This is a genomic window from Pseudoalteromonas sp. MB41, assembly GCF_020966275.1.
Classification (GTDB): domain Bacteria; phylum Pseudomonadota; class Gammaproteobacteria; order Enterobacterales; family Alteromonadaceae; genus Pseudoalteromonas; species Pseudoalteromonas lipolytica.
Window position 1 is genome coordinate 12,936 of record NZ_JAJJZF010000017.1, and the last position, 26,338, is coordinate 39,273.

A 26,338-nucleotide genomic window follows, 5' to 3' on the forward strand; every position below is an offset into this window, starting at 1 on the left:
TTCCTGCTATAGTTGCTTTAATCAAGAAAACCACCGGAGGCAGCATGCATACTGTCGATTTTAAAAGCCCTGATTTCTTAAAGCAGCACATAAAAGACACGCTCGCTTTTTATCATCCGCATTGTGTTGATAATTCAGCAAATGGTTGCGGTGGCTTCTATCAATTTTTTAAAGATGACGGTCAGATTTATGACAAAGAAACCCGTCATTTGGTGTCCAGTACTCGCTTTGTTTTTAATTATGCAATGGCCTATTTGCATTTTAAAGAGCCTGAATACCTCAGACTAACACACCATGGCTTAGCCCACCTTGAGCGTGTGCATAAGCAAAAATCTGGGGGGTATGCGTGGCTGTTAAAAAAAACCAACGAAGGCAAGGTCACCATTTTAGATGACACGAATCATTGCTATGGCCTTGCGTTTGTATTGCTTGCAAATGCAGTCGCATTAAAAGCTGGCATCAGCGAGTGTGAAAATACCATTTCGCAAGTATGGAATTTACTTGAAACCCATTATTTTGATGCCAAAAATAATGCCTATTTAGACGAATACACTGCCGATTTTAGTCAAGCCGACACTTACCGCGGTCAAAATGCCAATATGCACCTATGCGAAGCACTTTTGATGTGTTTTGAAGCCACTAATCAGCACCACTATTTAGACCGCGCGCTGCTGTTAGCACAGACATTCACACTAAAGTTGGCGGCAAAAAGTCAGCAGTTTGTATGGGAGCATTACCATCAAGATTGGCAGCTCGACTTTGATTACAATAAAGATGACCCTCGCCATTTATTTAGACCGTGGGGCTTTCAACCAGGCCACCAAACTGAATGGGCTAAACTGTTACTGATTTTAAATCGCCATGTTGAATTACCTTGGCTAGTTGAGCGGGCTAAAACGTTATTTGATGACACATTGGCTATTGCATGGGATAACGAGCACGGCGGTATTTTTTATGGTTTTGCGCCAGATAAACAGATTTGCGACAGCGATAAATACTTTTGGGTTCAGGCCGAATCATTGGCCGCTGCCGCCCTACTCGCTGATGCTACACACGATGATACATATTGGCTTTGGTATGAGAAAATTTGGCAATACAGTTGGCAACATATGGTAGATCATCAGTATGGGGCATGGTTTAGAATTTTATCAGCAAACAATCAGGCATACAGTGACGAAAAATCACCTGCGGGAAAAACCGATTACCACACAATGGGTGCCTGCTACGAAGTATTAAAAGTAATAACATTGAGGAATACATAATGAGCTTAGTGTGTTTTGGCGAAGCGCTAATTGACTTTTTGTCTGACGGCAAACAGCCTGAATCATTTACCAAATATGCAGGTGGTGCGCCTGCTAACGTGGCTGTTGCAGCAGCAAAGCTAGGATTAAAAACCAGTTTTTGTGGCATGCTTGGCGATGATATGTTTGGACGCTTTATAAAAGATGAGCTGGCACAGCATGGCGTTAACACCGATTATTGCCAATTTACCGATGCCGCTAAAACAGCACTCGCCTTTGTTTCACTAGATGAAAGCGGCGAACGTTCATTTAGCTTTTATCGCCCACCCGCGGCCGATTTACTTTATCGGGTAGATGACTTTAACAGTTCGATGTTTGCTGAACATGCCATTATGCATGTATGTAGTAACAGCCTTACTGAGCACAACATCTATCAAACAACGATTTACGGCCTTACTCAGGCGAAAAAAGCCGGTGCAATTTGTAGTTTTGACATGAATCTGCGCGAAAACCTGTGGCCAAGCATGCGCCATACGCTAGATAGAATGTGGCATGTTATCTCTTTGTCAGATATCGTAAAACTTTCATTTGAAGAACTTGAGTTTCTAAATCAAAAAAGTCATCAGGCAATGCCACTTGAACATACCATTGATACCATTTTAAAGGCAGGTGTAACCTGTTTGCTCGTTACCAATGGCGGTGAAGCAATTAACGTTTATCACGCTGATTTTAAAGGCCAAGTAAGCCCACCAGCCACCAACGTTGTTGATACCACTGCCGCTGGCGATGCCTTTATTGGCGGTATGCTGTCAAAGATTGGCCAGCACTGTGAAAATAAGCAACGTTTTAAAGAGTTTTGCCAAACACAAGCGAATATAGAACAGACGATTGCTTACGCCGCCAAAGCGGGCGCTTTTGCAGTGAGTCGCTATGGCGCATTTGCGTCATTGCCAAGTGCAGCAGATTTAGCCTAAATTAACAGTGAACACGGCAATCACACATGCCGTGTTCATTTTCTTCGTTACAACTTTGACTCTTCATTCGAGCATTTGTCTATAATCGGTAAATATCTAAGCACTTTCATTTGCGGATCAATAACAACATGGTCTCCTTGCTGAATAGCAATATTTATACGACCCTCTTTAGGGTAATAGGTGTTCGACTCTCCATTAATTTCTACAGGGATCGGCATCGGAAATTTATTCCCTTTTAACGAGGCTGTATTCCAACTTAACGTAATGTTATGTGGTGTTTGTGTTACTTCAAGCTCAGGTAATTCAGCCTGCTTTAGATACACATCAAAAAACCATTGATAGTCTTTACCTGTTAAACGATTAACAATGCTAATAAACTCGTCGGTGTTGCGATAACGAGGCGCAATTGGGTAGGTTAACGATGCGGTGTTATTCACACCGTAAAGCAGCTCTCGTGTTGCTTGCCAAAATACGTCTTCACCGATAAGCCAGCGAAGAGTATGCAGTGTCCAGCCACCCTTACCATAAATATCAGAGTTAAACGCTTGGTCAGATGTAATTTGACCTTCAAGCACAACTGGCGCACAGTTTTTAAGACCTAAATAGGCTTTATACATACTGTGATTGTAGGCTGCGTCACCAAATTTATATAAGCTGTAACTGGGTTGCATATAAAAACCAAACCCCTCATGAAGCCATGCATCATTAAGCTTTTCGTGGGTCATTAAATTGCCAAACCATTCATGGGCAAGCTCATGCTGTAATAACCAATCATATCCATTGGGATCACGCGCATACTTTTTGCCATACGCATTGACTGTTTGATGCTCCATGCCTAAGTGTGGCGTTTCAACAAAGCCTAACTTTTCACCGCCCCAAGGATAGGGTCCGAGCATTTTCTCAAAAAACGTCACCTGCTGGCGTAAATCATTGTCGATAAGCTCGCGTGCTTTTTGCTCATTTTGTGTGAGAGACCAAAACTCAATAGGCACCGTCGCGCCATTCACACTGGTATACTCTGTTTGAATACGCGTATAGGGCCCAATATTAATCGCAATATTGTAATCACTTGCTGGCACCGATAATAACCAATCGAATTGTTGCTTATTATCACTCAGTTGCGTGATAGTTTGCAGTACACCATTACTCACTGCACTTAAACCATTTGGCACAGTTAAACGAATACGCATACTATCGGCTTTGTCTGCAAAATGATCTTTGCAAGGCCAGAACAAGTCACACCCTTCCCCTTGCACTGCCGTTGCAATCCATGGCTCACCCGATTCGGTTTGTGAAAAAACAAAACCCCCATCCCATGGTGCATTTTTAGCAATATGTGGTTGCCCTTCATAAGCAACGGACACCGTAGCGACACTCCCTGGCGCTTTTTGTTCACCTAAATCAATGGTGATCACACCTTGATTGCGTTTAAAGTTAAGTGGCTTATCTTGTGAGGTAATCGCGGTAATAGTAAATCGGCTATCCAGTTTAAGTTCGACAAACCGAGTGGGTGCTAAAATTGTAAAGTCGGTTTTTGATAGCCCCTTTAATCGTTTCTTATTTGGTATGACTTCAAGTGCTAAATCGTAATGTGTAACATCAGTCTTAATAGCAATCTCTGATAGCGCTTGTCCTGTGTCACCAATAACAGGGTCTAGGGGTAATGGGTTTGTACTGCACCCCAATAAAATTGCACTTATAACAGCAGCAGCTGTTGATTTAATTAAATTAATACCCTGCAAAACACCTTCTCCATTCATTATTTTTATTATTTCATTTATCGCATAGCTTTATAGGTAATACAGCGATTTGCGTTGAATTACCCTGTTACAAAAATCTTATCATTGTTGATTAAGCAAATATGGTGAAGGGTTTGTAATCATGGTATGTTTTTTAACTAATTAAAGAAAAAGGAATTCAAGCTATGAATAATAAGCTTCTTGCTGTAGGTGCTGTTGCAATTGTTGCAGGTGCGGTGTTGTATTCACAAAATAAAGCCAGTGTTGATGTAGATTTACCTGAGCTTGCCTATGTGCCAGCAGACACTGCCGTGTTTTACGGGCAATTAAAGCCATTCCCGTATAGCAAATACTTTGCACTTATACCTGATGCAATGAAAGGCACCAATGACTTCACCCCTATTATTGCTGAGCTAAAACAAACCAGCGATCCAAACGCTGTGTTTCTTGCTTCGTTAATGGAAAAGTATCAACAATCTTTAAGCTCTTATGATGCGTTTAAATCAATGTGGGGGTTTGGCGATGACTATAAAGGAATGATGTATGCGCAAGGTTTGATGCCAATTGTTCGTTTTGAAGTCGCTGACCAAAGCAGTATTATTAATAGCATTAAGCAATCTGCCGACGAAGCAGGTATTGCTTACACAAGCGAAACACTTGATGGTGTAGGCTACACACGGTTTAACATTAGCCTTGAAGGCTTAGATAATATCGACCTGATTGCGTCAACGCATAACAACTGGGCGACATTAACTCTAGCAACCCCTCTTTCGAACAATCAAGACTTACGCATTGCCCTTGGAATAGAAAAACCAGCTAAGTCACTCGCTGATACTAAAAAACTGCCTGAGTTAATTAGCACTTTTTCACTTGATGGCAACTCAGTGGGCTATGTTGATCACCAACATATTGCCAATGCAATTACGGGTAAAGAAGACTCGCGTTTGCACCAAATGCTCACAGAACTACTCAACAAAGCCCAACAAGCCAATGCATTAGACGCAATTTCAACACCAGAATGTCAAGCTGATATCGCTTACATTGCTCAAAAATGGCCCGCAACCGTATCGGGTACCACAAAATCACGTATTACAGCTGATTATGCCGATTTCGATGTTAAAGCCGTATTACAAAGTACCGACCAAGACTTACTAAATACTCTGCAGGCCGTACGTGGCTTTGTGCCAAAACACACCACACAGCTTGATGGTCAAATGCTCAGTGTTGCTTACGGGATTGATGTTGCAAAAGTACTGCCACTCGCCAATACATTGACTGGCGCATTGAAGTCAGCCGAATTTAACTGTGGCCCGATTGTCGCTCTACAAAATGAAATGCGTGATGTCAGCACTGCAGGGCTTGCTATGGTATCGGGTTTTGCAAATGGCGTTCAAGGAATGAGTTTAAGCGTACAAGATGCCAAATTTACGCTTGATGACACTCAAGGCCCACAAGTTGAAAGCCTCGATGCCCTAGTGACTTTATCAGCCACTGATGCACACGGTTTATATTCAGTTGCGCAGGGGTTTGTTCCACCACTTGCAAATATAAAACTGCCGGCCAATGGTGATGCGGTAGTCATTAATGAATATATCCCTTCGCCTGTCCCGCTTAATTTTGACATTAAAATGGCGATGAAAGGTAATCACATCGTGATTTTTACGGGTGATCAATCTGCACGTATTGCAAACGAATTAGACGCGCAAAGTGTCACAAAAAATGGGTTTGTGAATATGGCGTTTGATATTCAAAAAATCCTTATACCGTTACTTGATATGATTGCTGCAACAGGTCAGTTAACCAATGAAGAAATGGCTGAACTTGAAGCCCTGCGTGACCAACCCGTAGGTGTCTATTTTGCCACAGACATTACTGACAACGGCATAGGACTTGAAAGTAACGTACAAATTACTAAAAAGTAATCGTTTAAACTGATAAATGAGAAGAGCGCATTAGCGCTCTTTTTGTTGCTGCCATTTTAAAGAGTTATTAGTATCGCGGCTGCTAAAAATAGTCGTGTCTGAGCTTTCAATGCCACCCAGTTTGGCTAACCTGTCATACAGCACAACATTACACGTAGCAGCTAAATTCATGCAGCCAATGGTAGGCACATAAACCACTTCATCACACCATGTCAGCACGTCTTTACTGACCGAACCATCTTCGGGTCCAAACACATAAAACGCATTTTCTGGGTGCTTAAATTCGGGTAATGGCGTGGCGCCTTCTACAAGCTCTATCACTACCGTTGTTGCGCCTTCTGGCTTCGCTTGCTCAAGGCTTTCAACTTGCGTCAGTGGGATATGCTCAAGCACATTTTTGGTATCAGTGTGGTACTTATTCGCACGCAGATAACGGCTGCCTGTAAAAAAAACCTGCTGGGCGTCGTAACATCCTGCGGCGCGTAATACACCGCCAACGTTGGTTGGGCTTTTAGGGTTTATAAGGCCAATCGATGCTTTTAGCGTAGTCATTAATCGATGTCCATGGTTGGCCATTCAGCAACATATAAATCAAAGTCGTCGAGGTCAACATGACAGTCTTTTATCGTTTTATCACGCACCGAAATACCTAATTGGTGCATCATTTCTTTGCTACCACCATGGAGCAGTGGGTGCCAAGACGCAAGACCACGGCCTTCATGCAAACGACGGTAGCTGCAACTTTGTGGCATAAAGAAGATATCTTTTAGGTTTTCTTTGGTGAGCTTTACACATGAAGGCACGAGAGTTTGACGATTAGCATACTCACTACAGCCACAGCTATCGTTATCAAGGTATTGGCATACGATATTCGTGAAAATAAGCTCTTCACCTTCGCGAAGTTGATCTGTTGCGGCAAATTCATCTTCGTCTTCGCTGTCAATAAATGTGTTTAAACAACATTTACCACAACCGTCACAAATGGCTTCCCATTCTTCTCGTGACATTTGCTCAAGCGAGCGCTTAAGCCAAAATTTATCTTCTAACATGGTATTACTCAAAGCCCCTAACAGCGCGCATTCTAGCTTAAAGCCAGCATGCGCGCAAAGTTTAGAGTGCTAGAGCTATTACTTTTGCTCGCTAACCCAACGCTTAATTTTCTCTTCAAGAATCGGCATAGGTAATGCACCATCGATCAGAATTTGCGTATGGAACGCTTTAATATCGAACTTATCACCCAGTTCTTTCTTACAATAATCGCGTAGTTCTTGAATTTTAAACTGACCTAACTTGTAAGACAGTGCTTGGCCTGGCCATGCGATATAGCGCTCAACCTCAGCGATAATATCACTTTCAGCCATCGACGAATTCGCAAGCATGTAATCAATACCTTGCTGACGAGTCCAGCCTTTTGCGTGAAAACCCGTGTCGAGTACTAAGCGCATTGCTCGCAGTTGTTCGTCAGATAAACGGCCATACCACATGTAAGGGTCGGTAAATAAACCTAACTCTTTACCTAGGCTTTCTGCATAAAGTGCCCAGCCCTCAGCAAACACGGTGTACCCACCAAATTTACGAAACAGCGGTAAGCCTTCAATTTCTTGTTGTAGCGCAATTTGGAAATGATGTCCTGGTGCCGCTTCATGAATTGATAAGGTTTCAAGTAAAAACTTAGGCTGTGCTTTTAAGTTAAACGTATTGATGTAAAAAATACCCGGACGTGAGCCATCTGGTGCAGGTGATTGATACGATGCCCCCGCAGCAGATTCTGCGCGGAAATCTTCAACGGCTTTTACAACGTAAGGCGCTTTCGGCGCAATATCAAACATTTGCGGCAGCTTTGCGTCAATTTTTTCTTTTACTTCTTCATAAGCCGCAATCAGCGCTTCTGGGGTGTCGTAGTAAAACTCATCAGAGGTTCGAAGGTGTTCAAAAAACGCTTTTAAATCCCCTTTAAAACCAACGGTTTCTTTTACTTTTTTCATCTCAGATAAAATGCGTGATACTTCACTTAAACCAATGTCATGAATTTCATCAGCGTTTAGGCTCAGTGTTGTATGCTGCTTAATTTGATACTCATACCATGCTTTACCATTTGGTAAGTCGCTGTAACCAATACTTTCTCGTGCGTTTGGAATATACTCGTTCGCTAAGAAATCAGCCATTTTTTGATACGCAGGCACTAAACGCTCACTGATCATCGCGGTATATGCGCTTGTCAGCTCTGCTTTTTGTTCGTCGCTGAATGACTCAGGTAACTGAGCAATCGGCCCCCAGAATAATGACTCTTCTGGTTTTTCTACGATATGTGTTTGAAATTGTGGTAATAGTTTTTCAGCAAGCGGTTTAGGAAGTACCACCTTGTCTTTCATGCCTTGGCGCATTGATTGCTCAACGCTCTCTAACCAAGCGATAAAGCCATCTGCACGTTTTTCAAATGCTTTATAGTCTTCAACGGTATTAAAAGGCTGTGCGCTTTGCCCAGACCCTAACGCGGCAAAAGTGTTATGCGCGCCGCCCATTTGATTTATGGGCATTAAGTGACTTGGGAATTGTGACCCTTCAATAGCCAAATCCAAGTCTCGAGCGAGTATTTCATAGCTTAGTAAAGACTGGCCTGTTAATTGTGCCTTATCAATATTTGCCAGTTTGTTTTTATATTCTTTAATGAAGTTAAGCTGCTCATTGCGATTGGCTTCATTGATCGGAGCAATAAAATCGTCGTTAAACTCGTTTCGGCCAATATAAGTGCCACCAATCGGGTTGAATTGTAAACCGTCTTCAAAATAATTGGTCAGTAATGTATCCAGCTGTGCGCTGGCTGATTCTGTTTTTACAGATGGTTGTGCTGCTGTTGTAGGTGTTGTTTCGCTTTTTGGCGTTGATTCATTACAACCCATTAATGCGAGCATCACTGCTGAACTAAGTAGTGCTAATTTTATGTTTTTCATTCTTTCCCTGCCCTTAAATTAAGTACCCGTAAATTATGCGGGTTTAGCGCCCTGTTTAGCAAGTATCGCTGCAACTTATCGCACTTTATTTACACACACTAACGTGATTGGTAAAGTGAAACTTCGACTTACCAATATTGAATAAAAATGAAAAAAACAGTTCTCGCGATTAGCTTAGGTTTTGCCTGCTTAGCCTCTGTAAATACCTACGCCACAACCTACGTATCGGCAAAAGCCATGGTCGATGTAAATTCAGGAAAATTGATTAAATCACCACTAATCAGTATAGAAAACGGTCAGATAACGGCTGTACAGACGAATACACAGCCTAGCTTAAAAGATGGCGATAAGCATATTCAATTATTAGATCTTACACTTGTGCCTGGTTTAATGGACATGCATGTACATTTGACCAGCGACCCTACAGTGCCTCGTAGTGCACGAATTGGTCAATCTGTGCCGCGCAAAGCGATTAAAGCCGCCCATTTTGCCGAAAAAACACTGTATGCTGGTTTTACTTCATTACGTAATTTAGGCGCAGAAGGGTATAGCGTTATTGCGGTGCGCGACGGTATTAACGAAGGTGATATTGTCGGACCACGTATTTGGGCTGCGGGCCCATCACTCGGGGTTACTGGCGGCCATTGTGATAACAACCGTTTACCACCTGAAATGAAATACACCGCAGAAGGTGTTGCAGATGGTCCTTGGTCTGCCCGTGCTAAGGTACGTGAAAACATTAAATACGGTGCGAATGCCATTAAATTTTGTGCCACAGGTGGTGTTTTCTCTAAAGGTACTAAAGTGGGTATTCAGCAGTATACGCAAGATGAAATGAATGCAATTGTTGATGAAGCTCATTTGCGCGGTTTAACCGTAGCTGCCCATGCTCACGGCACCAGTGGTATTAAAGCTGCCATTGTAGCGGGTGTTGATAGTGTAGAACACGTAAGCTTTGTGGATGACGAAGCAATTAAGCTTGCAAAAAAACACGGTACGTGGTTCTCAATGGATATTTATAATACCGAATACACGCTGACCTTTGGCGAGCAAAACGGTGTTGATGAAGAAAACCTAAATAAAGAGCGTCAAGTATCTAAAAAACAACGTGAGAGCTTTAGTCGCGCCGTTAAAGCGGGTGTGAACATGGTGTTCGGTACCGACGCTGCAATTTACCCACATGGCGATAACGCGAAGCAATTTTCACGTATGGTTGAATTTGGTATGACACCATTGCAAGCACTGCAATCAGCAACCATTAATAGTGCTAAGCTACTGAAAGTTGATGATAAACTTGGCCAAATTAAAAACGGCTTTTTAGCCGATATTATTGCCGTAAAAGGAAATCCTCTTGAAAACATTGCCGTACTTGAAAACGTGCAATTTGTTATGAAAGACGGCATTGTTTATAAGTAATCACCAATTTGCTGGTTTCATTTTATTGAAACCAGCACCTCTCCTTGTTGTTACCAGCAAAAAGTTAACCAAGTATTTATAAGATGTTATTTGATTGTATCTAAACCGATTATTTACCCGTTTTAGATAAATAACACTTGAAATGAAAACCACTCGCATTATCATTACCGAAAATTTTTAACTTCTTTTCTATAATGACAACTTACAAATACTCTGTTTTAACCCTTGCTTGTATCAGCGCTTTTTCAGTTAACGCTAATGATTTAAACGATGTTGAACGGATTACCGTCTACGACAAACAAAATCGCGTGGTGCTCGAGTCTGGTCTTGCGACAAAATCAAACATGACCTTAATGGAAACACCAGCCCCCGTGGTGGTGGTTGATCAAGCGCTTATAAATTCACAAGGCGCCACAAATTTACAAGATTTGGTACGTAACATCAGCGGTGTAACGCAAGCGGGTAATAATTATGGCATTGGTGACAACTTAGTGATCCGTGGTTTAGGCGCAAACTACACCTACGATGGCATGTACGGTGGTGCAGGCCTTGGTAACACCTTTAACCCTACCCGCTCTATGACTAACGTAGAATCGGTTGAAGTACTTAAAGGCCCTGCCACAGGTTTGTATGGAATGGGCAGTGCCGGTGGTGTTATCAACCTTATTGAAAAGAAACCACAATTCACTGAAAAACACACCGTTAGTGCCGAACTTGGCCAATGGGACAGCTATGTGTTGGGCTTTGATAGCACAGCTGCTTTAACGGATAATTTAGCGTACCGAGTGAATGCAAAAACAGCGCGCAGTGACGGCTATCGCGATTTAAAAGATGACCGGGACGAAATTTACGCGGCGTTGAAATATGTGCTTAGCGACAAACAAGACATAATGCTTTCAGGTGCTTATATCAAAGACGCCATTGCTGTTGACTCGATTGGCCACCCTATTCGTATTTTTAACAGTGACTCTGTAAATGGTAAAACGGCTGGCGAAGTCACCGCTGCTGATTTAGTTAACGATGCAACGGCAAAAGGACTGCAACTAACAGATCAGCAACGCCAGCAATTAGCAGATTCACTCGCAGCAAATGATGGCCTAACACCGTATACCTTCGGTCATAATGGCATTATTTCGCCGATGGCCAATGATAACGAAGGCGAAGAACTGCGCTTTAAGTTAACGCATAACTACTTTATTACTGATAATTTATTTTTAAATCAGCAATTACAATACCGAAATTATGAATCAAGTTTTGCGCGTCAAACTGGAGCGTATAACTATGTGTATTGGAATCGTAATGGTGTGATCAATGCCGACCCTCGCGCCCCGTTAGTTGTTGATGACGTGCTTTATCCCTTTGCTGCGCGTCGCCAAGAGTATCGCCAAGTGCAAGCAGACGAAAAATCATGGCAATACTTTGCAGATCTTCGTTATGACTTTAGTTTTGCGGGTATCGATAACGAATTACTCGTTAACGCCAACTACGAAGACCGTGATATTCGTTTCAAACAATACTCTATTTATGATGCCGATCAGGTCATTAAAAATAAACAAGGCGAGGTTATTTACCAAGGCCAACTCCCGTATATTTTTGATATTCGAACGCCAAATTGGGGCGCGGGAAGTTTTGCTGATTACGATCCTCTAAAGACCAGCGATTACAACAAAGAAGTGCAAGCGTGGGGAGTCGGTATTCAGCATGTTGCCTATATTCATGACACCTTTACAACGCGTGTGGGTGTCGCGTTTAATCGCATTAAACAAAGTTATCAGCATTTTGGCGTTGACCCTCGTTACCGTGCAAGCGCCGCAGAGCCAACACCAGAAGCAGATACTTCAGACAGCGGTATGACCTACAACCTAGGTGCGACATATAAACTAAACGACGACATTTCTTTCTTTGTAAATCACTCGAAAGGCCGCACAGCGTATAGCGTGTTAGGTAGTGTAACGGGTAACGAAGCTGACCGTGATGATGCCGAGTCTATCAGTAACGATATTGGCATGCGTGTAAAGGCCTTTGATGATCAACTATTGGCATCATTGGTCATTTTTGACAGTGCCCGTACCAACCTAGAGTATGCAAACCCAGATTATGAAGCCGGCGTGTCTGATGCTTCTATACCAAAGAGCTTTTATGATGGTGAAGAGCAAACAAAAGGTGTTGAGCTTGATTTAAATGCGGATTTAAATGAGCAATGGCAACTTAACATCAATGGTGTCTATCAGGATGCCCGTGATAAGCAGAACCCAAATTCATCAAGCTTTGATTCGCGTCAAAAAGGGGTACCTTATGTCACGGCAAGTAGTTGGTTAAGCTACGATGCTCAGTGGTTTAATTTAGCTCAGCCACTAACGATAAGTGCAGGGATTCAATATGTTGATGACCGCAGTACACATTCAACCTCGTTTGGTATTCCAGATGGTTACGTACCTAGCTACACAGTTTACGACGCCGCAATTCAATACCAAACAGATGAGTGGAAACTACAGTTAAACTTAAACAATTTGTTTAACAAAACGTATTACTCAAAAGCAATGTTCTTAGGTGGTATGCCAGGAGAAGAACGTAATGCTAAATTAACGTTTAGCTATACGTTATAAGTAGTTACCGGTAAAACTAAACAAGCGCGACCCAACGTAGTCGCGCTTGTTTAATAACGGCTCACTCGTTATTAAAACGTCATCACGATACGACCCGTAATATCGCCTTTTAGCATGTCGTCAAAAATCTCATTGATATCTTCAAGGCGTTTTTCTTCAATAATGGCTTTAACTTTGCCTTTTGCGGCAAAGTCGAGACACTCTTGTAAATCTTTACGCGTGCCCACTATTGAGCCAACTACCGATACACCGTTCAGTACCGTATCAAAAATAGGCAATGGCATGTCTTCTGGGGGTAACCCTACAAGCACGCATTTACCGCCACGACGCACACTTTTATAAGCTTGCTCAAAACCTGGTTTTGATACCGCAGTACACACTACTCCATGCGCACCACCGACTTGCTCAAAGATAGTCTCGCTTGGTACTTGCTTCATAAAATCAATGGTAATGTCTGCACCGAGTTCTTTGGCAAGATTCAGTTTGCTTTCACCCGTATCAACTGCAATCACATTAAAGCCCATTGCTTTTGCATATTGCACGGCTAAATGACCTAAACCGCCCACACCAACAATGGCCACCCAGTCACCGGCTTTAGCACCTGTTACTTTGAGTGCTTTATAGGTTGTGACACCTGCACAAAACAAAGGTGCAGCTTCTGAAAAACCTAATCCGTCAGGAATTTTAACCACATAATCGCCATGAGCTACACAGTACTCAGCGTAACCACCATCTACCGAATAACCTGTGTTGTGCTGCTCAAGGCATAAGGTTTCTTTGCCTTCTAAGCAAAACTCACAGTGGCCACAGGCACTGTAAAGCCAAGGCACCCCAACACGGTCACCCACGGCTAAATGTTTAATATTGTCACCCACTTTTTCGATAGTCCCGACCCCTTCGTGGCCAGGCACCAATGGCATTTTAGGTTTTACAGGCCAATCCCCATGACATGCATGTAAATCAGTGTGGCACACACCACACGCGGCAATTTTGACAAGTACATCGTTGACACCAATGTCTGGACATGGGATATCTTCAATGCTTAATTTACCTTTGTACTCTTTATTTACTGCGGCTTTCATAACGTTCCTCCATGGTATTATTGGGTTTCAGCGTATACGATAAACAGATTAATTGTCACTGTTATTGATCCACATCAAGCCATACATTTTTACTGAAGTTATAAAAATAAATTAATACATTCAGCTAGATATACCTGCATTGGTGACAACTCAAACTTTAGTCGCAATACAATCAATAGTGGCTATTTCTTTTAGTTATACCCATGGCGTGCTAGCATTTAATTTCTGAAGTTTTTGAACAATGAAAATTATGAGCCTATCTGAAAAAAACGTAGCCTTTGTAATGCACTGTGGTGAAATGGGAAGCCGTTGGGGCTTTAATCGCACTATTGGCCAAATGTGTGGTTTATTAACCATTACAAAAGAGCCGATGACCGCCAACGAAATTGCCGATACGTTAAGTATCTCACGCGGAAACGTAAGCATGGGCATAAAAGAGCTTCAGTCTTGGCGCTTAATTAAAGTGCACCATATTCCGGGCGACCGTAAAGAATACTATGGCCCAGCTGGCAGTATTTGGGATATGGCAAACCGTGTATTTGAAGAGCGCAAAAAGCGCGAAATTGATCCAACTCTAAGTTTGCTGCGCGATAACCTACTCGAACAAGCCCACACCGACGATGAACGCTTTGCGCAACAGCAAATGCAAGAAATCCACGATCTACTCGAAACCGTTACTAAATGGTCAGCAGAGTTACAACGCTTAAGTCCAGAGCAACTACAAAGTCTCATGAAGCTTGGATCTGGTATTGGTAAGGTACTGGATTTTAAAGATAAGATTTTGAAAAAGCCGGGGAAGAGTGAGTAAGTTAGCGAGTTTGTAGGAGGCGTTTTAACGCCGAACATTTGAGATTCACGGCTGAAGCCGTTCCTACGGGTTTAATAATGTAGGCGTGATACTTGTTTCGGGCGTTCTTTTCAGGTCATGTTTTAGTGGATTTTGAACGAATAATCAAAACTGCACTTAATGTTCTTTCATTGCACAGGGAGTAATCTAGTAAGGAGGCAATAAACCGTCAGGCTCAGTTAAAACTAAGCCTAACAGTTAATAACAATAAGTTACTTAATCGCTGGGTAACCGATACGATCTGATAAGTAACCCACACTGGTTGCAAAGTAATACGAGCGATTCCAATGCATGAGTGCTTTGTAGTTATCGTAGGCTAGATACATACGGCCGTTCACGTCATCCGGCATCACCATCGCGGCAGTAATGTCCACGTTTGGTAAGTCACTACCATCCATTTTACGAACACCTAATGCTTGCCAGTCAGCTAGACTGCGCTCTGACTCTTTCCAATATTCAAGCCATTGACTGCGCGTTTTAGTGCCACGTTTAAGAATATTTGCGTTATCAAAGCCTTCTGGTAATTTAACTTGGCGACCCCACGTTAAGTCATCGTTCCACCCTGCTTGCTTAAGGTAATTTGCAATAGAGGCGAAGGCATCTTCTTCGGTTGTCCAAATATCCTTGCGACCATCACCATTGTAATCAACCGCATAAGAATTAAATGAGGTTGGCATAAACTGCGTTTGCCCCATTGCACCTGCCCAAGAGCCTTTGAACTTATCAAGGGTAATATGCCCCTCTTTTAAGATATCAAGTGCAGCCCAAAGTTGATTTTTGTACATGGTTTCGCGGCGGCCATCAAATGCAAGTGTCACGAGTGATGCAATCACGCTGTGTCCACCTTGAATTTTACCGAAATTACTTTCAAGTCCCCAAAGTGCAACAATAAAGCGTGCTTGAACGCCATATTCTTTCGCTACTTTTTCGAGAACGTCTTGGTTTTCTTTATACAATTTACGCGCGCGATCAATTTTCCATTGCGGCACACGTTTTGGTAAATAGGTTTCTAGTGTTTCTTTTACTTCTGGCTGATTTTTATCTGCCGAGATTACTTTTTCTTTGAATTTAGCCGTTGCAAAGGCTTGGTCAAGCAGTGCTTGGTCGTAACCTTTTTCAAGCGCTTCTTTTTTTAATGCGGCAACATATAAATCAAAATCGGCTTGTGTTTTTTGTTCTGCTAGTACAGATGTGCTCAACGAGGCACTTAATAAAATAACGGCAAGTTTTTTAATCACTATCAGCTCCCTTGTCTTTTTTAAATTCGGTCAGCAGGTTTTCTTCCGGCGGAGGTAGTTGTAAGTAGAAACCGTGCTCAATTAACGCTTGCTTAACCGCCTCTAAATCTGCAACACCTAACTTTTTACGGCTAGCAAGATTGATCATCATCACATAATGAGGCTGGCCAAATGTCGCTAATAAAGCGTCTGGGACTCGACTAAAATCCTCTCTTTTCTCTACAAAAAGGTAGGTATCCGCTTTTTTCTTACTTTTATACACCGCAGTTAGCATTATGACCCTATAATATCTTGCTTAACGAAGGCGCACACTATAACATGAGTCAAATAATAAGTTATAAAAATTAGGTTAGATTTTTACTGTATAAGCCTTGTTCAGCCTGCGTTTATCTGTAAATACGACTAACCAAGAAAATTCAATTGAGCGTGTATGTCGGAACAAATTTTTGAATTAAAAGGGAACCTCTTTACATTATCTGTTTTACATTTATTTTCAGCAGATACCTCTCTTTTAAGTAAGCAGTTAGATGAGAAAATCGCCCAAGCACCTAAGTTTTTTGCCGGTGCGCCTATCGTAATCAACTTAAGCGACGTACAAGATGAAGCGCTTGATTTCTCGTTTTTAAAGTCTATGTTAACAAGCTTATCGTTTAATCCTGTCGGTGTGTGTAATGGCACGCAAGAACAAAACGAGAACGCAAAAGCAGCGGGCTTATCGGTCTTGAACTATTCACAGGACGTTAAGGGAGCAACCGCTAAACAACAAACAAATACGTCTATCGTTGAAAAAACCGTTCACCTACCAGCACAAGTCATTCATGGCACGGTGCGCTCAGGGCAGCAAGTGTATGCAAAAGACCGCGACCTTATTGTTATTGGGGCTGTAAGCCACGGCGCTGAAGTCATAAGCGATGGTAATGTGCACATTTATGGCACATTACGCGGCCGTGCAATTGCGGGTGCAAAAGGTTACAACGAGGCACAAATATTTTGCCAAAAATTAGAAGCAGAACTTGTTTCTATTAATGGCAGTTATTGGATCAGCGACTCCCTACAAGGTGAACACTGGGGTAATGCCGTACAAATCCAACAAAAAAATGATTCATTAGAAATTTCAGCTTTGGTTAAAGGATAAATCTCATGGCAAAAGTAATTGTCGTTACTTCTGGTAAAGGTGGTGTTGGTAAAACCACATCGAGTGCTGCAATTGGCACAGGTTTAGCACTTAAAGGCTTTAAAACCGTTATTATCGACTTTGATATTGGTTTGCGTAATCTAGACCTTATCATGGGTTGTGAGCGCCGTGTTGTTTATGACTTTGTAAACGTTATTAATGGCGAGTCAAACCTAAATCAGGCTCTAATTAAAGATAAACGTGTTGATAAACTCTTTATCTTACCTGCTTCACAAACCCGTGATAAAGACGCCCTAACCCGTGAAGGTGTTGAACGCGTTCTAAACGAGCTGAAAAAAGATTTTGATTACATTGTCTGTGATTCACCTGCGGGTATCGAAGCGGGTGCCATGATGGCAATGTACTTTGCTGATGAAGCAATTGTTACTACCAACCCAGAGGTATCGTCGGTTCGAGATTCAGACCGTATCTTAGGTATCTTACACAGCAAGTCTAAGCGTGCTGAAGAAGGCCTTGAAAGTGTAAAAGAACACTTACTATTAACGCGTTACAACCCAGAGCGTGTTGAAAAAGGCGAGATGCTATCAGTTGAAGATGTACAAGAAATTCTTGCAATTAAACTATTAGGTGTTATTCCTGAATCACAAGCGGTATTAAGTGCATCGAACTCTGGTCAACCTGTGATCTTAGATTCTGAATCTGATGCGGGCCAAGCGTACACAGATGCAATTAATCGCCTGCTAGGTGAAACAGTTGATTTTCGCTTTTTAGATGTAGAGAAAAAAGGCTTGTTCAAACGGATTTTTGGAGGTTAATGTGTCTTTACTTGACTACTTCCGCTCAGAAAAGAAAAGCAGTGCGTCACTTGCAAAAGAGCGATTGCAGATCATTGTCGCACACGAACGTTCACAGCGTGGTACGCCTGATTACCTACCACAGCTAAAACAAGACATCCTTGATGTTATTCGTAAATACGTGAACGTAAGCACTGATGCAGTTCAGGTTCAATTTGACCAAAACGAAGATGATTTAGCGGTCCTTGAGCTTAACGTCACTTTACCAGACGAAGAAAAGAAATAGTCAAAATTGGGCGCCATGTTATAGATAACAGCGCCCTTTTTTATTTCTGCCACTGCATATGAAACTCGTAGTCGTCCTCGCCTATGGTTTTAAAACCTGCCCGTTGATAAAGCCCATATGCGGGATTTGCTTTAAGAACGGTTAAGTTAATTACATTCGCTTCATTTTTTAGCGCATGTAACACCTTTGTTCCTAACCCCTTCCCTTGCTCTGTTGGCTCTATTTGTAACTGCAGTAGGTTTATGTGATCTTGTTCTCTAGTAAACTTAGCAAGACCTACACATTGTGCCTCTGCAAAGACTAAATGACTGTGCTCAAAATGCTCTGCTACGCGTGCTTGATGTTGCTCAAGAGATAAGAACAAACCTTGCTTTTCTAAATGCTCAACCATGGTATTTAAGCGTAAGGTGAGCAAGTAAGGCTTGTCTAGAACTGTCGCTTTTATAAATTTTATCATTCTTACCCTTGATCTAGACTAGTAAATTTTTTAGCCATACACATCCCTGCCGAAAAATAGTGAAGTTTGGTTTTTAATGAAAAAATATTTTCATAAGCAAAACAGTCATGTTAGTCGCCTAATTGAGAACGCATTTGTGATGGTATTTCACCAAACAAACGCCGAAATTGTTTGCTGAAATAGCTTGGTTCAGAAAAACCGCATTGATACGCTACTTGTGATATTGGTATGCGTGTTTCAATTAATAATTTACGTGCGTTTTCGAGACGCACTTCGTTTATAAACTGATTTGGAGTCTTTGCTAAGTGCTTTTTAAATCGCCTTTCTAGAGCGCTAATCGATAAGTGTGCGAGTTCTGCCAGTTCATCAATACTAATTTGGCGATGATAATGTTCGCGAATATACTTAACAGGTTCTTCAATTGCACGCACGTGTGAAAGGGCTTGAGATGTTTTTTGTAAATGGCGCGTCACACCATAGGTGCCAATCACATTACCATCGTGATCTTTGAGTGCGTGCTTAGATGTTGAAAACCAGCCAAGCTCACCTTGCAGGGTTTGATTTAACTCCAGACGGTCTGTCACGATAAAGCCTTCCATCACTCGCTTATCGTCATTCACATATTGAAACGCTAAGTGTTTAGGCGAAAAGTCAAAATCTGTTTTTAGTAAAATTTGCTCTAGAGTTTTATAACCCTGATGTTCAATAAAATGCTGATTACAATGTAATATTCTACTATCCGTATCTTTCACCCAAAAGAGGATATCGGGCAATAGATCAAATGCAGCAATAAGCTGATTGACTCCCGCTTTTTTTATTATTTCTTGAATATTCATAACTAAAACACCCCTAAAAAATGTCATTGCCATTATATTTTAAACGCCGATTTTGTTGTATTGTCAACCGAATTTTTATTATCGCTTATTGCCCAAGCTTACCTATTATCAATAACATGACATTAACAGTAGCAAACGCTACTTTGATTAGGAGCGCTTAAGATGAGCAAAGCTAAAATCCGCATGGCTATGATCGGCGGTGGCGAAGGTGCCTTTATAGGCGCAATTCATCGCATTGCAGCGCGATTAGATGGCATGATAGAGCTTGTGGCTGGTGCATTCAGCTCGGATACCAACAAGTGTAAAGCAACTGGCGAATTACTTGGCCTCGATAGCAGCCGTTGCTACGACAGTTACCTCACCCTATTTGCAGAAGAAGCAAAATTACCTGCTGAAGAGCGCGTTGATTTTGTGGCAATTGTAACGCCTAACCACTTGCACTTCCCGGTGGCAAAAATGGCTCTAGAGCACGGTTTTCATGTTTTATCAGACAAGCCTGCAACTCTTTCACTTGTCGAAGCACAGCAATTACAAGAAATCATTACCAAACAGGGGCTTTTGTATGGATTAACACACACCTACACCGGCTACCCGATGGTCAAAGAGGCTAAGCAGCGCATTAAAGCGGGTGAGCTTGGCTGTATTCGTAAAGTCATTGTTGAATACACCCAAGGCTGGCTTGCACAAAGTGAAGATGAAAGCTCTAAGCAAGCAAGCTGGCGTCTTGATACGAGTAAATCGGGAATAAGTTGCTGCATGGGCGACATTGGTGTGCATGCAGCAAATTTGGCTGAGTATGTATCGGGCCTCGAAATAACCCAACTGTGTGCCGATTTGAACCATGTAGTTGATGGCCGCAGCCTCGATGATGATGGCACGGTGCTACTGCGTTTTAACAACGGTAGCAAAGGCGTATTACTCGCAAGCCAAGTCGCTATTGGTGACGAAAACAACCTACGCCTGCGTATTTATGGTGATAAAGCCAGCCTTGAATGGTCGCAACTAGAGCCGAATAGCTTATGGCTGCGTGCGCATAACCAAGCAGCTATCTTGCTAAGAGCGGGTGTAGGCGTACTTCACACTGATACGCAAAATGCACTGCGCACACCGGCGGGTCATCCTGAAGGATACCTTGAAGCCTTTGCCAACATTTACAGTAATTTTGCAAAGCAAATTCACGCATTTAAACAAGGCGACAGCGCCACAAATCAAGAGTTTGATGTACCCGGTATCAAAGAGGCTGTACGCGGTATGGCATTTATTGAGCATGTTGTAGCCTCGTCAGAGCGCGATACTAAGTGGCACAGTTTACAGATTGGATAATACATAATGAAAAAAATCAAAGGGCCAGCGATCTTTCTGGCGCAATTTATTGGCAATGAAGCCCCTTTTAATAGCTTTCGTGGATTATGTAAATGGGCCAGTGGTTTAGGTTACAAGGCCATTCAAGTCCCTACCTCTAACCCCGCTATTTTCGATTTAGAAAAAGCCGCCGAAAGCCAGCAATACTGCGATGAAGTCACTGGTATTGCAGCCGAGTCAGGCCTTACAATTTCAGAGCTATCAACCCACTTGCAAGGTCAGCTGATTGCGGTACACCCTGCATACGATGAAATGTTTGATAATTTTGCTGCAGACCACGTAAAAGGCAACCCAGCGGCACGCACACAATGGGCAACGGAGCAGCTAATGTTTGCCGCAAAAGCGAGTAAACGCCTTGGTTTAACAACGCATGCGACTTTCTCGGGGTCTTTTTTATGGCATACCTTTTACCCGTGGCCACAACGTCCACAGGGACTTGTTGAACAAGGTTTTAACGAACTCGCTAAACGTTGGTTACCAATTTTAGATTGTTTTGATGAACACGGTGTTGATGTTTGCTATGAATTACATCCGGGCGAAGACTTGCACGACGGGGTAACATTTGAGCGCTTTTTAGCCGCCACAAATAATCACCCTCGTGTGAACATTCTATATGATCCGAGTCACTTCGTATTGCAACAATTAGACTACTTAGCATTTATCGATATTTATCATTCACGCATAAAAGCGTTTCATGTCAAGGACGCTGAGTTTATTGCAAATGGCCGCTCTGGGGTATACGGCGGCTTTCAAAACTGGCAAGACCGACCGGGCCGTTTTCGATCTTTAGGTGATGGGCAAGTCGATTTTAAGCAAATTTTCAGCAAATTAACCCAATATGGCTTCGATGGCTGGGCAGTGCTTGAATGGGAGTGTTGTTTAAAACACCCAGAAGATGGGGCACGAGAAGGCGCTGAGTTTATTAACGCACATTTAATAAACCCCACCGACAAAGCCTTTGACGATTTTGCCAGTGGCGCAACAAACACTGAGCGTAATAATCGAATTTTAGGTTTATAAAACCGACAACAATTGAACACACAGGACACACAATATGGACAACAATAATTATAATCGCATTGTCTTTCGGCTTTGCTGTATAGCACTGATTGTGACCTCGATGACCTTTGCCATTCGCGCTGGTATTTTGGGTCAACTTGGTGGTGACTTTGGTTTAACTGACACCGAACTCGGTTGGGTCAATGCAATGGCGTTTTTAGGTTTCCCCGTTGCGACCATGCTCGGTGGTATAATCTACAACGCTATTGGTGCTAAAAAGCTGGTCGCGTTGGCATTTATTTGTCACTTACTTGGCCTTGCCTTAACCATCACCGCAGATGGCTTTTGGGGCTTGCTGGTATCGACTTTTCTAATAGGCTTTGCAAACGGCTCTGTTGAAGCAGGTTGTAACCCGTTAATAGCTGAAATGTACCCTAAAAACGCCACCACTATGCTTAACCGCTTTCATGTTTGGTTCCCTGGCGGGATTGTAATTGGTGCATTAGCGTCTAATTTCATGTCGGCTGCCGGCCTTAACTGGCAGTGGCAAGTCGCTTTAATATTAGTTCCGACCATTATTTATGGTGCCATGCTAATTAAAGCAAAATTTCCGACCTTTGATACACGTATCCACTCGACCAGCAGCAACATTCGTCATTTATTTACCCCGCTGTATTTATTTCTTATAGCGTGCATGACACTGACCGCCACGACGGAGTTTGGTACTCAGCAATGGATTGAACGTATTTTAGGTTCATCGGGGGCATCACCCATGGTCATTTTAGCACTTATAACAGGGCTCATGGCGGTAGGTCGTTTTTTTGCAGGCCCTATTGTCCACAAGCTTAACCCTACAGGTGTATTACTTGGCTCTGCACTTTGTGCAAGCTTAGGTATCTTTATGATGAGCCAAGCACAAGGCACCATGATTTATTTAGCCGCTATTTTATTCGCCATGGGTGTAACTTACTTTTGGCCTACCATGCTTGGTTGTGTTGCCGAATACATTCCGAAATCGGGCGCGCTAGGTATGTCGTTAATGGGAGGCGCGGGCATGTTCGCAATGAGTATTTGGAATCCAGTCATAGGAAGTTGGATAGACAGTGCCCGTTTGTCTGCAAAAGCATCAGGTGCCAGCGCGGAACAAATCGAAATTTTAGCCGGACAGGCTGTATTACAAAACCTGTTGATATTCCCGATTATTTTAATCGTGGCATTCATAGGGTTGCATTTAGTTATTAATAACAACAAACGCGCTGAAAAGTGCGCATCTTAAGCAAGTAAATCGTCGAGGAACACCATGTTTAAATCTCTCAAAGCACTGACTTTAGTGCTCACAGTTAGTAGCTGTGCACTCGCTAATGCGACTGATAATCAGCTAACACAACAAGAAAAAAACGCCGGATGGCAGTTACTGTTTGATGGCAAAGACATGTCACAGTGGCGTAATTTTAAAAGTGACTCTTTAAATCCAGCTTGGGTTATTGAAGATGGCGCCATGACCTTAACAAAAGGAGGTGGCGACCTACTAACCAAGAAACAATATCAAAACTTTGAACTGCACATTGATTGGAAAATTTCAACCAAGGGCAACAGTGGTATTTTTGTGCTGGCCGATGAAACAGGACAAATGATTTATTCACACGCGCCAGAGATTCAAATTATTGATAACAAAGAGCACCCAGATAACAAAATTGACTCTCATTTAGCTGGCTCAATTTATGATTTATTCGCTGCCCCTGCTGCTGCACATAAACCCGCCAATAGTTGGAACCATGTGCGTATAAAAATGCAAGACAACCATCTACAAGTTTGGCAAAACGGCATTAGTACGACAAGCATCGTTATTGGTAGTACAACATGGAACACGCTTGTAAAAGGCAGTAAGTTTGCCAATTGGCAAAACTTTGCAACGGCTAAGCAAGGCCATATCGGGCTTCAAGATCACGGCGATAAAGTGTGGTTTAAAAATATAAAAATTAAGGAGCTTTAAGATGTCTGAATTTAAACATAAGGTATTGGTTGTTGGCTCTGGTGCAGGTGGTGCAATGGCTGCTTACACACTTACAAAACTAGGTCATAAAGTACTGCTGTTAGAAGCAGGTCGACATTATGACCCAAAAACCGAAAGCCCAATGTTTCGCCGCAATAGCGAGGCTCCATTAATGGGGGCAGGCAACAAAGATAAAAACTTTGGTTTCTACGATGCAACGGTCGATGGCGGTTGGCAAGTACCCGATGAGCCATACACCAGTGCAAAAGGCAGCGACTTTTATTGGTGGCGCGCTCGCATGTTAGGCGGCAGGACTAATCACTGGGGTCGTTACTCTCTGCGCTTTAGTGAACACGACTTTAAAGGTAAAAGCCGTGATGGTCACGGTGCGGACTGGCCTTTCGAGTATGCCGACTTAGCACCTTGGTACGACAAAACAGAAGAGCTCGTTGGGGTGTGTGGCACTAACACTGGCCATGAAGATATGCCAGATTCATCGCCGGGTATTTTGCAGCCACCACCAAAACCCCGCGTACCAGAGTTATTAATTGCTGCTTCTGCAAAGAAATTGGGCATTCAAGCTGTGCCAATGCATCGTGCGGTTTTAACCCGTCCAAAAGACGACCGTTTAGCATGCTTCTATGCAACACCATGTGGCTCTGGTTGCTCAATTGGTGCCGCATTCCAAACAACAACATCGCTGTTACCTATGGCAAAAGCAACGGGTAATTTAAAAGTGATTACTGATGCAATGGTAAAATCGGTGGCTGTTAATGATCAAGGTAAAGTAACGGGTGTAACCTATGTTGATAAGAAAACAGTCACAGAGCACGCTCTTGAAGCTGATGTGGTGATTCTTGCGGCCAGTGCCTGCGAATCAGCGCGTATTTTATTAAACTCTAAACACAAAACACACCCTAAAGGTCTTGCTAATTCGAGTGGTCAGGTTGGTCGTAACCTAATGGATTCAACAGGTGCATGGCTAGGAGCACAGATTCCAGCACTAAAAGGCCGCCCGCGTTATAACGAAGATGGTCATACCGCAAACCACTTATTCATTCCTTGGTGGGGCCATCAAGCCCAAGCTAACAATGAGTTAGATTTCCCACGTGGTTATCACTTTGAAATTGGTGGCGGCTTCAGACAACCCGGTTCAGGTGTGTCTGGCGATAAACAAGGCTACGGCCCCGCCTTAAAACAACAAATTCGCGATGCGTATGGCTCTTATGTAGGATTTGCGCTACGCGGTGAAATGTTACCAAATAAAGATACTTACATGGAAATTGACGAAAACGTTAAAGATAAATGGGGTATCCCGGTTTCGAAATTCCACTTTAAGTGGTCTGATCGTGAATTAAAGCAAATTGAGCATGGCTTAAAAACGGCCAAACAAATCCTTGAAAACATGGGCGCAGAGGTTGGTGAACTCCCGCCTGCCGAAAAAGCTATTTCAAAAGGTGGCGAGATTATCCATGAGGTAGGTACCACACGCATGGGCAGCTCAAAGAAAGACTCTGTGACTAATCAATGGGGTCAAACGTGGGATTGTAATAACTTGTTCGTCATGGATGCAGGGGTGTTTGCCTCAAACCCACATAAAAACTGTACGCTCACCATCATGACGCTGGCAATGCGTAATTCAACTTGGCTTGCTCAACAAATTGATAATGGGGTACTTTAATTATGCATCATCGTAACGAACACGAAACCTATAACTATGTTTCAGGAATGAGTCGACGAGACTCTTTAAAGTGGCTAGGCTTATTAGCCGCAGGCTCAGCGGTCGGGCTAACCGCAGGGTGTACAAAAGCACTTGAAATCGGTGCAGCATCCTCAACTGAGGGGCATTGGCCGGACTTAGATATTAAACCTATTACCGCAAAAGGTTATGGGCAAGATCCCAATTTAGTAATCCCACCACAATCACCATGGCCATTGACATTAACGGCGGACGAAATAACCTTAGTGGCGTTATTATCCGATTACATTGTGCCGCGCGAAGGCACTATTCCATCGGCAAGTGAGTTGCACGTACCGGCGGTTATCAATGAATGGGTTAGCGCACCTTATGAAGGACAACAACGTGACCGCATTAAAATTTTAAATTCACTTGCGTGGATAAACGACGAATCTAAGCTGCGCTTTAAGAAGCCATTTACCGCCTTAAGTGAGCAACAGCATCGTGCAATTTTAGATGATATTGCTTATTTTAATGAACAAACACCTGCCCAATTTCAACGTATAGGTAAAGCATTTTTACGCTTTAAAGAGTTAGTGTTAGCCGCTTTCTTCTGCACGCCTGAGGGCTGTAAAGACATTGGCTACTTAGGAAATGTGCCTATTGCAGGCGATTATCCGGGACCGTCTGACGAGGCAAAAGCGCATTTAGATCAGGTTTTAGTAGACCTAGGCTTGAGCGAATACGCCTATACCGATTAGCTTCCCCCCTTGTGTTGTTTT

General features: G+C 42.7%; 24 protein-coding genes. 15 read left to right on the plus strand and 9 right to left on the minus strand.

The features are described 5' to 3' along the window. Positions 1 to 44: 44 nt before the first annotated feature. Together LPA49_RS15320 and LPA49_RS15325 are read left to right on the plus strand one after the other, a co-directional pair. A complete protein-coding gene (locus tag LPA49_RS15320; protein ID WP_230237040.1) occupies positions 45 to 1,262 on the plus strand; it encodes an AGE family epimerase/isomerase in 1,218 nt (405 codons plus the stop codon). Beyond that, on the plus strand, positions 1,262 to 2,215 hold the full coding sequence (locus LPA49_RS15325; protein WP_230237043.1) for a carbohydrate kinase: 954 nt from the start codon (positions 1,262 to 1,264) through the stop codon (positions 2,213 to 2,215). Before LPA49_RS15320 ends, LPA49_RS15325 begins: the two co-directional genes overlap by 1 nt. A gap of 47 nt (positions 2,216 to 2,262) precedes the next feature. Here the strand turns inward: LPA49_RS15325 and LPA49_RS15330 are convergent, their stop codons facing one another. Continuing rightward, positions 2,263 to 3,957 carry a M1 family metallopeptidase gene (locus LPA49_RS15330; protein ID WP_230237046.1) on the minus strand — a complete coding sequence of 565 codons (1,695 nt, stop codon included), beginning with the start codon at positions 3,955 to 3,957 and terminating at the stop codon, positions 2,263 to 2,265. 182 nt (positions 3,958 to 4,139) lie between these two features. Between LPA49_RS15330 and LPA49_RS15335 the strand changes: the two genes are divergently transcribed. Beyond that, positions 4,140 to 5,876, plus strand: a complete 1,737-nt coding sequence (locus LPA49_RS15335; RefSeq protein WP_230237047.1) for a hypothetical protein — start codon at positions 4,140 to 4,142, stop codon at positions 5,874 to 5,876. 30 nt (positions 5,877 to 5,906) lie between these two features. Here LPA49_RS15335 and LPA49_RS15340 read toward each other — a convergent pair whose 3' ends face one another. The 3 genes from LPA49_RS15340 to LPA49_RS15350 all read right to left on the minus strand — a co-directional run bounded on the left by LPA49_RS15340 (position 5,907) and on the right by LPA49_RS15350 (position 8,827). Next, positions 5,907 to 6,428: an RNA methyltransferase gene (locus LPA49_RS15340; protein WP_036971908.1), complete on the minus strand. Its 522-nt coding sequence runs from the start codon at positions 6,426 to 6,428 to the stop codon at positions 5,907 to 5,909. Further along, positions 6,428 to 6,925: a YcgN family cysteine cluster protein gene (locus LPA49_RS15345; protein WP_065979069.1), complete on the minus strand. Its 498-nt coding sequence runs from the start codon at positions 6,923 to 6,925 to the stop codon at positions 6,428 to 6,430. The genes LPA49_RS15340 and LPA49_RS15345 overlap by 1 nt, the downstream gene beginning before the upstream one ends. Before the next feature lie 78 nt (positions 6,926 to 7,003). Beyond that, complete coding sequence (locus tag LPA49_RS15350) at positions 7,004 to 8,827, minus strand: DUF885 family protein (protein WP_230237050.1); 1,824 nt, start codon at positions 8,825 to 8,827, stop codon at positions 7,004 to 7,006. Between the two features lie 147 nt (positions 8,828 to 8,974). Between LPA49_RS15350 and LPA49_RS15355 the strand changes: the two genes are divergently transcribed. Both LPA49_RS15355 and LPA49_RS15360 read left to right on the plus strand, forming a co-directional pair. Next, positions 8,975 to 10,243, plus strand: coding sequence for an amidohydrolase family protein (locus LPA49_RS15355; RefSeq protein WP_182396551.1), 1,269 nt, complete (start codon positions 8,975 to 8,977; stop codon positions 10,241 to 10,243). Between the two features lie 194 nt (positions 10,244 to 10,437). Beyond that, positions 10,438 to 12,849, plus strand: coding sequence for a TonB-dependent siderophore receptor (locus tag LPA49_RS15360; RefSeq protein WP_182396550.1), 2,412 nt, complete (start codon positions 10,438 to 10,440; stop codon positions 12,847 to 12,849). 71 nt (positions 12,850 to 12,920) lie between these two features. On the opposite strand, the gene adhP is transcribed toward LPA49_RS15360, so the two are convergent. Next, positions 12,921 to 13,931 (minus strand): alcohol dehydrogenase AdhP, encoded by a 1,011-nt coding sequence (gene adhP, locus LPA49_RS15365; protein ID WP_118844899.1) that lies wholly within the window; start codon positions 13,929 to 13,931, stop codon positions 12,921 to 12,923. 250 nt (positions 13,932 to 14,181) lie between these two features. Between adhP and LPA49_RS15370 the strand changes: the two genes are divergently transcribed. Continuing rightward, on the plus strand, positions 14,182 to 14,739 hold the full coding sequence (locus LPA49_RS15370) for a GbsR/MarR family transcriptional regulator (protein ID WP_036972862.1): 558 nt from the start codon (positions 14,182 to 14,184) through the stop codon (positions 14,737 to 14,739). A gap of 251 nt (positions 14,740 to 14,990) precedes the next feature. Here LPA49_RS15370 and LPA49_RS15375 read toward each other — a convergent pair whose 3' ends face one another. Next, a complete protein-coding gene (locus tag LPA49_RS15375; protein ID WP_036971921.1) occupies positions 14,991 to 16,016 on the minus strand; it encodes a lytic transglycosylase domain-containing protein in 1,026 nt (341 codons plus the stop codon). Beyond that, positions 16,009 to 16,290 carry a YcgL domain-containing protein gene (locus LPA49_RS15380; protein ID WP_036971922.1) on the minus strand — a complete coding sequence of 94 codons (282 nt, stop codon included), beginning with the start codon at positions 16,288 to 16,290 and terminating at the stop codon, positions 16,009 to 16,011. Before LPA49_RS15380 ends, LPA49_RS15375 begins: the two co-directional genes overlap by 8 nt. 156 nt (positions 16,291 to 16,446) lie before the next feature. Here LPA49_RS15380 and minC point away from each other — a divergent pair, with 156 nt between their 5' ends. Genes minC through minE form a run of 3 tightly spaced genes read left to right on the plus strand, consistent with a single transcriptional unit; the run spans position 16,447 to position 18,231 of the window. After that, positions 16,447 to 17,151: a septum site-determining protein MinC gene (gene minC / locus LPA49_RS15385; RefSeq protein WP_036971924.1), complete on the plus strand. Its 705-nt coding sequence runs from the start codon at positions 16,447 to 16,449 to the stop codon at positions 17,149 to 17,151. A 5-nt stretch (positions 17,152 to 17,156) separates the two neighbouring features. Further along, positions 17,157 to 17,966 (plus strand): septum site-determining protein MinD, encoded by an 810-nt coding sequence (gene minD, locus LPA49_RS15390; protein WP_036971926.1) that lies wholly within the window; start codon positions 17,157 to 17,159, stop codon positions 17,964 to 17,966. 1 nt (position 17,967) lies between these two features. Further along, positions 17,968 to 18,231, plus strand: a complete 264-nt coding sequence (gene minE / locus LPA49_RS15395) for a cell division topological specificity factor MinE (RefSeq protein ID WP_036971927.1) — start codon at positions 17,968 to 17,970, stop codon at positions 18,229 to 18,231. A gap of 40 nt (positions 18,232 to 18,271) precedes the next feature. Here the strand turns inward: minE and LPA49_RS15400 are convergent, their stop codons facing one another. Together LPA49_RS15400 and LPA49_RS15405 are read right to left on the minus strand one after the other, a co-directional pair. Further along, on the minus strand, positions 18,272 to 18,688 hold the full coding sequence (locus LPA49_RS15400) for a GNAT family N-acetyltransferase (RefSeq protein ID WP_065979063.1): 417 nt from the start codon (positions 18,686 to 18,688) through the stop codon (positions 18,272 to 18,274). Positions 18,689 to 18,798: 110 nt separating this feature from the next. Next, entirely contained in the window at positions 18,799 to 19,524 is a 726-nt protein-coding gene (locus LPA49_RS15405; RefSeq protein WP_199524516.1) for an AraC family transcriptional regulator, read from the minus strand. Between the two features lie 162 nt (positions 19,525 to 19,686). On the opposite strand from LPA49_RS15405, the gene LPA49_RS15410 reads away from it, so the two are divergent. Genes LPA49_RS15410 through LPA49_RS15435 form a run of 6 tightly spaced genes read left to right on the plus strand, consistent with a single transcriptional unit; the run spans position 19,687 to position 26,317 of the window. Further along, a complete protein-coding gene (locus LPA49_RS15410; RefSeq protein ID WP_074989077.1) occupies positions 19,687 to 20,847 on the plus strand; it encodes a Gfo/Idh/MocA family protein in 1,161 nt (386 codons plus the stop codon). Positions 20,848 to 20,853: 6 nt separating this feature from the next. Further along, positions 20,854 to 21,906 (plus strand): sugar phosphate isomerase/epimerase, encoded by a 1,053-nt coding sequence (locus LPA49_RS15415; RefSeq protein WP_065979061.1) that lies wholly within the window; start codon positions 20,854 to 20,856, stop codon positions 21,904 to 21,906. 34 nt (positions 21,907 to 21,940) lie between these two features. Beyond that, entirely contained in the window at positions 21,941 to 23,161 is a 1,221-nt protein-coding gene (locus tag LPA49_RS15420; RefSeq protein WP_118844893.1) for a sugar MFS transporter, read from the plus strand. Positions 23,162 to 23,185: 24 nt separating this feature from the next. Then, entirely contained in the window at positions 23,186 to 23,878 is a 693-nt protein-coding gene (locus LPA49_RS15425; RefSeq protein WP_065979059.1) for a DUF1080 domain-containing protein, read from the plus strand. 1 nt (position 23,879) lies between these two features. Further along, positions 23,880 to 25,559 carry a GMC family oxidoreductase gene (locus LPA49_RS15430; RefSeq protein ID WP_036971935.1) on the plus strand — a complete coding sequence of 560 codons (1,680 nt, stop codon included), beginning with the start codon at positions 23,880 to 23,882 and terminating at the stop codon, positions 25,557 to 25,559. A gap of 2 nt (positions 25,560 to 25,561) precedes the next feature. Then, a complete protein-coding gene (locus tag LPA49_RS15435; protein ID WP_074989076.1) occupies positions 25,562 to 26,317 on the plus strand; it encodes a gluconate 2-dehydrogenase subunit 3 family protein in 756 nt (251 codons plus the stop codon). Positions 26,318 to 26,338: the final 21 nt, after the last annotated feature.

What these genes read in the sequence shown, in the direction of transcription:
- LPA49_RS15320 (WP_230237040.1), top strand. Translation starts at nt 45, where the DNA reads ATGCATACTGTCGATTTTAAAAGCCCTGATTTCTTAAAGCAGCACATA.
- LPA49_RS15325 (WP_230237043.1), top strand. Translation starts at nt 1,262, where the DNA reads ATGAGCTTAGTGTGTTTTGGCGAAGCGCTAATTGACTTTTTGTCTGAC.
- LPA49_RS15335 (WP_230237047.1), top strand. Translation starts at nt 4,140, where the DNA reads ATGAATAATAAGCTTCTTGCTGTAGGTGCTGTTGCAATTGTTGCAGGT.
- LPA49_RS15340 (WP_036971908.1), bottom strand. Translation starts at nt 6,428, where the DNA reads ATGACTACGCTAAAAGCATCGATTGGCCTTATAAACCCTAAAAGCCCA.
- LPA49_RS15345 (WP_065979069.1), bottom strand. Translation starts at nt 6,925, where the DNA reads ATGTTAGAAGATAAATTTTGGCTTAAGCGCTCGCTTGAGCAAATGTCA.
- LPA49_RS15350 (WP_230237050.1), bottom strand. Translation starts at nt 8,827, where the DNA reads ATGAAAAACATAAAATTAGCACTACTTAGTTCAGCAGTGATGCTCGCA.
- LPA49_RS15355 (WP_182396551.1), top strand. Translation starts at nt 8,975, where the DNA reads ATGAAAAAAACAGTTCTCGCGATTAGCTTAGGTTTTGCCTGCTTAGCC.
- LPA49_RS15360 (WP_182396550.1), top strand. Translation starts at nt 10,438, where the DNA reads ATGACAACTTACAAATACTCTGTTTTAACCCTTGCTTGTATCAGCGCT.
- adhP (WP_118844899.1), bottom strand. Translation starts at nt 13,931, where the DNA reads ATGAAAGCCGCAGTAAATAAAGAGTACAAAGGTAAATTAAGCATTGAA.
- LPA49_RS15370 (WP_036972862.1), top strand. Translation starts at nt 14,182, where the DNA reads ATGAGCCTATCTGAAAAAAACGTAGCCTTTGTAATGCACTGTGGTGAA.
- LPA49_RS15380 (WP_036971922.1), bottom strand. Translation starts at nt 16,290, where the DNA reads ATGCTAACTGCGGTGTATAAAAGTAAGAAAAAAGCGGATACCTACCTT.
- minC (WP_036971924.1), top strand. Translation starts at nt 16,447, where the DNA reads ATGTCGGAACAAATTTTTGAATTAAAAGGGAACCTCTTTACATTATCT.
- minD (WP_036971926.1), top strand. Translation starts at nt 17,157, where the DNA reads ATGGCAAAAGTAATTGTCGTTACTTCTGGTAAAGGTGGTGTTGGTAAA.
- LPA49_RS15400 (WP_065979063.1), bottom strand. Translation starts at nt 18,688, where the DNA reads ATGATAAAATTTATAAAAGCGACAGTTCTAGACAAGCCTTACTTGCTC.
- LPA49_RS15405 (WP_199524516.1), bottom strand. Translation starts at nt 19,524, where the DNA reads ATGAATATTCAAGAAATAATAAAAAAAGCGGGAGTCAATCAGCTTATT.
- LPA49_RS15410 (WP_074989077.1), top strand. Translation starts at nt 19,687, where the DNA reads ATGAGCAAAGCTAAAATCCGCATGGCTATGATCGGCGGTGGCGAAGGT.
- LPA49_RS15415 (WP_065979061.1), top strand. Translation starts at nt 20,854, where the DNA reads ATGAAAAAAATCAAAGGGCCAGCGATCTTTCTGGCGCAATTTATTGGC.
- LPA49_RS15420 (WP_118844893.1), top strand. Translation starts at nt 21,941, where the DNA reads ATGGACAACAATAATTATAATCGCATTGTCTTTCGGCTTTGCTGTATA.
- LPA49_RS15425 (WP_065979059.1), top strand. Translation starts at nt 23,186, where the DNA reads ATGTTTAAATCTCTCAAAGCACTGACTTTAGTGCTCACAGTTAGTAGC.
- LPA49_RS15430 (WP_036971935.1), top strand. Translation starts at nt 23,880, where the DNA reads ATGTCTGAATTTAAACATAAGGTATTGGTTGTTGGCTCTGGTGCAGGT.
- LPA49_RS15435 (WP_074989076.1), top strand. Translation starts at nt 25,562, where the DNA reads ATGCATCATCGTAACGAACACGAAACCTATAACTATGTTTCAGGAATG.